Raw genomic sequence first — 6,445 nt, 5'->3', positions numbered from 1 at the left:
TTCTTCTTTTTTTATTGTACTTATCTATTTATTCTGCAAAGTTAACAAAAGTTTGCAGATATAAAGATTTTTACCTCTTTATTTTTCCAAGTGCAAATATAATAGTAAGGGCAAAAGCTTTAAAACTCCAGGCAATACATAAAGCTTTTGCCCTTACAGGGCGCCTTGCTGATTGCTATTATACCCAGGGCGATGCCCTGGGCTAGGAGCTTTTGGGCCTTCAGCCCGTTCTTGAACCACATGCGAAAGTTCAGTAAATTATTTTCTCCGAAAGATAGAAAAATATCTCCGAAAGATAGAAAATTATCTCCGAGAGATATTTTTTTATTTCAGTAGGATATAAGATTATTTCAGTAGGATAAATAAAGAAAAAGCCTTGAGAATCAACTGATTCTCAAGGCTTTTATATGTTTGTATCTCAAAGAAATTACTTCTTGTTGATAGCGAGGTCGATAGCTACGGCGATAGCAACAGTAGCACCTACCATAGGGTTGTTACCCATACCGAGGAAGCCCATCATCTCTACGTGAGCAGGAACTGAAGAAGAACCTGCGAACTGAGCGTCTGAGTGCATACGACCCATAGTATCAGTCATACCGTAAGAAGCAGGACCTGCAGCCATGTTATCTGGGTGCAATGTACGACCTGTACCACCACCAGAAGCTACTGAGAAGTATGGCTTACCAGCTGCGATACGCTCCTTCTTGTATGTACCAGCTACTGGGTGCTGGAAACGTGTAGGGTTTGTAGAGTTACCAGTGATAGATACATCTACATCCTCGCTCCAGTTGATAGCAACACCCTCGCGAACGTCGTCAGCGCCATAGCAGTTAACCTTAGCACGTGGACCGTCGCTGTAAGCGATGCGGTTAACAACCTTCAACTCACCTGTGTAGTAATCAAACTTTGTCTGAACGTATGTGAAACCGTTGATGCGGCTGATGATCTGAGCAGCATCCTTACCAAGACCGTTCAAGATAACGCGCAATGGGTTCTTGCGAACCTTGTTAGCCATCTCAGCAATCTTGATAGCACCCTCAGCAGCAGCGAAAGACTCGTGACCAGCCAAGAAAGCGAAGCACTGAGTCTCCTCACGGAGCAAACGAGCAGCCAAGTTACCGTGACCGAGACCAACCTTACGGTCGTCAGCTACAGAACCAGGGATGCAGAAAGCCTGCAAACCGATACCGATAGCCTCAGCTGCATCAGCAGCAGTCTTAGCACCTTTCTTGATAGCGATAGCAGCACCAGCTACATACGCCCACTTAGCGTTCTCGAAGCAGATACGCTGAGTATCTTCACACATCTGATAAGGGTCAACACCTGCGTCCTCGCAGATTTGATTAGCCTCTTCCAAGCTCTTGATACCGTTAGCATTAAGAGCAGCAAGAACCTGCTTCTCGCGACGTTCCTGACTTTCGTAACTTACTTTTCTAATCATATCTGTATCTCCTTATTATTCTTTACGTGGATCAATTGCTTTAACAACACCCTGCTCAGCAGTTGTACGACCGTAGCTACCTGTGAACTTCTTGACAGCCTCGTTAGCGTCCATACCGTTCTTGATAGCTTCCATCATCTTGCCGAGGTGAACATACTCATAACCACAAACCTGGCTGTCCTTATCAAGGAACTGCTTTGTGATGTAACCCTCTGTCAACTCGAGGTAACGTGTACCCTTAGCTACAGTACCATAGAGAGTACCAGTCTGTGAACGAAGACCCTTACCCAAGTCCTCAAGACCTGCACCGATAACGAGACCGCCCTCAGAGAAAGCGCTCTGGCTACGACCGTAAACAATCTGGAGGAAGAGCTCGCGCATAGCTGTATTGATAGCATCGCATACGAGGTCAGTGTTCAAAGCCTCAAGAATAGTCTTGCCTGGGAGAATCTCAGAAGCCATAGCAGCTGAGTGAGTCATACCAGTACAACCGATAGTCTCAACAAGAGCCTCCTGAATAACGCCTTCCTTGATGTTCAAAGAGAGCTTGCAAGCACCCTGCTGAGGAGCACACCAACCCACACCGTGAGTATAACCAGAGATGTCTTTGATCTCTTTTGCCTGAATCCATTTTCCCTCTTCAGGAATTGGAGCTGGTCCGTGGTTAGGACCCTTAGCGACAACGCACATGTTGTCTACTTCTTTAGAATAGATCATATTCGCTAAATTTTATATTAATGAATATTATAAGTATAAAGTTCTTTACTTAATTCATATTATTTTGCTGAAACATCGGTGCATGACCTCAATTCCGAGCACAAAAGTACAAAAAAAATCCGGAAAATACCTAAAATTGGGTATTCTTTTTAACTCTTTAACCTAATATTTAGATTTTTTCTTGGGTTTATGCACAATTTCATGTATCTTTGCAAACTGAAAATTGCAATTTTGTAGATTATGATCGAAGTAAAGATAAACGATGCCAAGCTTCAGCAGGCTGCCGAGGCAGGCATGGATGAATTTGTGAAGGCTTTCGTGGATGCCATCCGCGAAGCAATTGGTGGTGAACTGACTGCCGAGACCATGGCGCAGCTCAACAGCGACCAGATTACTCTTCTGGCTTGGGATATCCTGCACGAGGAGATGATGGATGGCGGAATGGTCCAGCTTATACATAACGGCTACGGTGCTTTCCTCTGGAAGAACCCTACCGACAAGGCGTTTAAAAACTGGGGATTGACAGAACTCTCCAAGCTTATCAAGAAGAGTCATTTCCTGTATAAGACAAACCATGAGGAGATTGAGCGCGATCTGACCGATGAGGAATTCATGGCGCTCTACGAGAAATATCCGGAGTTTGATGATTTTGACGATGAGTTCGTAGAGAACGAAGAGGAGTGGACCAGCAAGGTTGCCTTCTACATCGATGAGCATATCGACAATTTCTGCGAAATTGTCAAAAGTTAATAGTTGATAGTTAATAGCGGCTTCGCCGTATAGCAGGAATGCTCTATAAACTATAAACATTAAGCTATAAACTTATAATACATTATTATATATATGAACAAGCAAGAACAGGAACTCCGTAAGAAGAGTCCGATTCAGATACGCAACAAGAAGGCTTCGTTCGAGTACTTCTTTGTTGACACTTATACCGCAGGCATTGTGCTTACGGGTACCGAGATTAAGTCAATCCGTGGCGGAAAGGCTTCGCTGGTAGATTGTTATTGCGATTTCTATCAGGGCGAACTTTGGGTCAAGGGAATGAACATCTCTCCTTATTTCTATGGTTCTTTCAGCAATCATGAGGCTCGCCGTGACCGCAAGCTGCTCCTTACCAAGCGCGAATTGCGCCGTCTTGAGGAGGATAGCAAACAGCCCGGTTTCACCATTGTTCCAACCCTTATCTTTATCGATAATCACGGTAGAGCCAAGGTGGATATTGCCCTCTGCAAGGGTAAGAAGGAGTATGACAAGCGCCAGACTCTGAAGGAGAAAGAGGACAGAAGAGAGATGGATAGAGCGATCAAGCACTTTTAATACTTTGAACGTTGAGATTTGAACTTTGAACTTTATGAAATGCATCTTATAATGATGTTGTCATTTCGGGCGGTTCTTTTCTCGATGTTTAAATACTCTTCATTATTTAAGTTTTTAGGATAATATGGCAAATCATAAAGTTCAAAGTTCAAAGTTCAAAGCTCAATGTGAAAAGAAGATTCTGATTCTCGATGGTGCCATGGGTACTGAGATTCAGAAGTATAATCTTACAGAGGAAGACTTCAGAGGCGAGCGGTTCCGCGATTTACCGGGCATGATGAAGGGCAACAACGATATGCTCAACATCACTCGTCCTGATGTGATATCAGACATTTACCGACGCTACCTGGAGGCTGGCGCCGATATTATTACTGCGAATACTTTTTCGTGCCAGCGCATTTCACAGGCTGATTATCACCTGGAGAACTGCGCCCGCGAAATGGCATTCGAGGGTGCACGACTGGCACGTATTGAATGCGATAAGTATTCTACACCTGATAAACCACGCTTCGTAGCCGGAGACGTGGGACCAACCAACAAGACATGTTCCATGAGTCCGGACGTCAGCAATCCTGCCGCCCGCGAGATTACCTACGATGAACTTTTCACCGATGTATGTGAACAGGTGGACGGACTTATCGAAGGCGGTGCTGACGTGATTCTCATCGAAACCATTTTTGATACGCTCAACTGCAAGGCGATGATAGACGCGGCGCTCACTATGATGGAGAAACATGGAGTAGAGTTGCCTATCATGATCAGTCTTACGGTGAGTGATTTGGCGGGCAGAACGCTCAGTGGTCAGACCGTAGACGCTTTTCTGGCTTCGCTTTCTCCTTATCCTATCTTCTCTGTTGGCATGAACTGTGCCTTTGGCGCTCCTCAGATGAAGCCTTTCATCGAACACATGGCTCAGGTTGCACCTTATTATATAAGTGCGCATCCTAATGCCGGTTTGCCTAACGAAATGGGTGAATATGACGAGACTGCCGAATCGATGGCACCGCAAATTGCCGAATTCATCGATGAAGGCATCGTGAATATCATTGGTGGCTGCTGCGGCACAAGTCCTGAATTCATCGCTCATTACGCCCGTATTGCTGAGGGTAAGAAACCGCATCAGGTGGTAGAGAAACCTAAGTATATGTGGTTGTCGGGATTAGATCTTCTGCAGGTCGATGATTCCGTGCATTTGCCGGTTGATGCCAACCGTTTTGTAAATGTGGGTGAACGCTGTAACGTGGCTGGTAGCAGGAAGTTCCTGCGTTTGATTAACGAAAAGAATTATGAAGAAGCCATCGGTATTGCACGCAAGCAAGTGGCTGATGGAGCGGCTGTCGTCGACGTGAACATGGATGATGGTTTGCTCGATGCGAAAGCCGAGATGGTTAACTTTCTGAATATGATTGCTGCCGAACCTGACATTGCGAAGGTTCCGGTGATGATTGACTCTTCCAAATGGGATGTCATCGTGGCTGGCTTGAAGTGCTGCCAGGGCAAGTGTATTGTCAATTCCATCAGTCTGAAGGAGGGCGAGGAAGTATTCCTTTCTCATGCCCGCGATGTGTTGCGCTATGGTGCAGCAGTCGTTGTGATGTGTTTTGATGAGGTAGGTCAGGCAACCACTTTCGAGCACCGTATCGAGATAGCAGAGCGTGCTTATCATCTTCTGGTAGATAAATTGGGCATGAATCCGCTCGATATCATCTTCGACCCTAACGTACTTGCCATTGCTACAGGTATGGAGGAGCACGACAATTATGCCGTTGAGTTCATCCGCGCTACAGAGTGGATTCATCAGAATCTGCCTGGCGCACATGTCAGCGGAGGTGTCAGCAACCTCTCGTTCTCATTCCGTGGCAATACTTACATCCGTGAGGCTATCCATTGTGTTTTCCTACATCATGCCCAGCAGGTAGGCATGGACTTCGGTATTGTAAATGCCAAAGCCAGAATGGATTACAATAAAATACCTAAAGAGCAGCTTCAACTCATCGAGGATGTCGTGCTGAATAGGAGAAAAGGTGCAGCTGATGAACTCATCGAGCTTGCAGCAGAGATAAAAGCCCAGGCTGATGCTGCCAAGGCTGCAGCCAAGGCAGGCGGTGTAGCTCCCAAGAAACCTGCTGCGCCGGAATGGCGAAAGGAGAATGTGGAAGAGCGTCTGAAGTATGCGCTGCGCAAGGGTATCACCGATTTCCTGCAGCCGGATATTGACGAAGCACTTACCAAATATCCTCATGCAGTAAATGTAATCGAGGGCCCTCTGATGGACGGCATGAACCTGGTAGGCGAACTGTTCGGAAAAGGCGAAATGTTCCTGCCGCAGGTTGTCAAGACGGCTCGCACGATGAAATCGGCGGTTTCTATCCTTCAGCCTCATATCGAGGCAGAAAAGCAGGGTGGAGCAACAACTGCCGGCAAGATTCTGATGGCAACCGTGAAGGGCGATGTTCATGACATCGGAAAGAACATCGTCTGTGTGGTCATGTCATGTAACAACTACGAAATCATCGACTTAGGTGTGATGGTTCCAGCCGAACAGATTGTACAGAAAGCTATCGATGAAAAGGTAGATGCAATCGGTTTGAGCGGACTTATCACCCCTTCGCTTGAAGAAATGGTTCATGTAGCCCGTGAAATGCAGAAGGCTGGTTTGCGTATTCCTATCATGGTAGGTGGTGCAACGACAAGCGAACTGCATGTGGCTCTGAAGATTGCGCCGGAATATGACGGACCGGTCATCTGGGTGAAAGATGCATCGCTCAATGCAGGAATCTGTGCCCGCTTCCTCAACGAGACCGAATGTCCTAAGTTTGAGGCAGAACTGAAGGAACGCTATGAGCAGCTCCGCAAGAACTATCATGAAGAGCAGGCTAAGATAGCCTCGCTCTCAGAGGCAAGAAAGAACAAGCTGGAGCTGTTCTGATAAAATAAAGAATAACAACGTTTTTAGGATAATTA

6 protein-coding genes are annotated in these 6,445 nt (G+C 46.1%); 4 read left to right on the top strand and 2 right to left on the bottom strand.

All coding sequences use genetic code 11. The features are described from left to right. Window positions 1–206, top strand: a 206-nt coding sequence (locus ACWJAO_RS10505; protein ID WP_449140208.1) for a hypothetical protein, incomplete at its 5' end; no start/stop codon positions are given. Between the two features lie 221 nt (window positions 207–427). Here the strand turns inward: ACWJAO_RS10505 and ACWJAO_RS10500 are convergent. Beyond that, window positions 428–1,441 carry a GGGtGRT protein gene (locus ACWJAO_RS10500; RefSeq protein ID WP_118080037.1) on the bottom strand — a complete coding sequence of 338 codons (1,014 nt, stop codon included), beginning with the start codon at window positions 1,439–1,441 and terminating at the stop codon, window positions 428–430. 15 nt (window positions 1,442–1,456) lie between these two features. Then, window positions 1,457–2,158, bottom strand: coding sequence for an iron-sulfur cluster assembly scaffold protein (locus ACWJAO_RS10495; RefSeq protein ID WP_006849036.1), 702 nt, complete (start codon window positions 2,156–2,158; stop codon window positions 1,457–1,459). Window positions 2,159–2,398: 240 nt separating this feature from the next. Between ACWJAO_RS10495 and ACWJAO_RS10490 the strand changes: the two genes are divergently transcribed. The 3 genes from ACWJAO_RS10490 (at window position 2,399) to metH (ending at window position 6,410) form a co-directional block, all read left to right on the top strand. Beyond that, window positions 2,399–2,908, top strand: coding sequence for a DMP19 family protein (locus ACWJAO_RS10490; protein ID WP_449140207.1), 510 nt, complete (start codon window positions 2,399–2,401; stop codon window positions 2,906–2,908). Window positions 2,909–3,001: 93 nt separating this feature from the next. Next, window positions 3,002–3,481 (top strand): SsrA-binding protein SmpB, encoded by a 480-nt coding sequence (smpB, locus tag ACWJAO_RS10485; protein ID WP_006849038.1) that lies wholly within the window; start codon window positions 3,002–3,004, stop codon window positions 3,479–3,481. Window positions 3,482–3,605: 124 nt separating this feature from the next. Then, the gene (gene metH / locus ACWJAO_RS10480) at window positions 3,606–6,410 is read left to right on the top strand and encodes a methionine synthase (RefSeq protein ID WP_449140206.1); all 2,805 of its coding nucleotides are present in this window, start codon (window positions 3,606–3,608) and stop codon (window positions 6,408–6,410) included. Window positions 6,411–6,445 lie beyond the last annotated feature (35 nt).

It is taken from the genome of Segatella sp. (genome assembly GCF_977051555.1).
Note: the sequence above shows the minus strand (reverse complement) of the source record. Positions and strands in the feature narration are given on the sequence as shown.

Bases quoted from the DNA above. Each gene is read 5' to 3' on its own strand.
- smpB (WP_006849038.1), top strand. From the start codon at position 3,002: ATGAACAAGCAAGAACAGGAACTCCGTAAGAAGAGTCCGATTCAGATA.
- metH (WP_449140206.1), top strand. From the start codon at position 3,606: ATGGCAAATCATAAAGTTCAAAGTTCAAAGTTCAAAGCTCAATGTGAA.
- ACWJAO_RS10490 (WP_449140207.1), top strand. From the start codon at position 2,399: ATGATCGAAGTAAAGATAAACGATGCCAAGCTTCAGCAGGCTGCCGAG.
- ACWJAO_RS10500 (WP_118080037.1), bottom strand. From the start codon at position 1,441: ATGATTAGAAAAGTAAGTTACGAAAGTCAGGAACGTCGCGAGAAGCAG.
- ACWJAO_RS10495 (WP_006849036.1), bottom strand. From the start codon at position 2,158: ATGATCTATTCTAAAGAAGTAGACAACATGTGCGTTGTCGCTAAGGGT.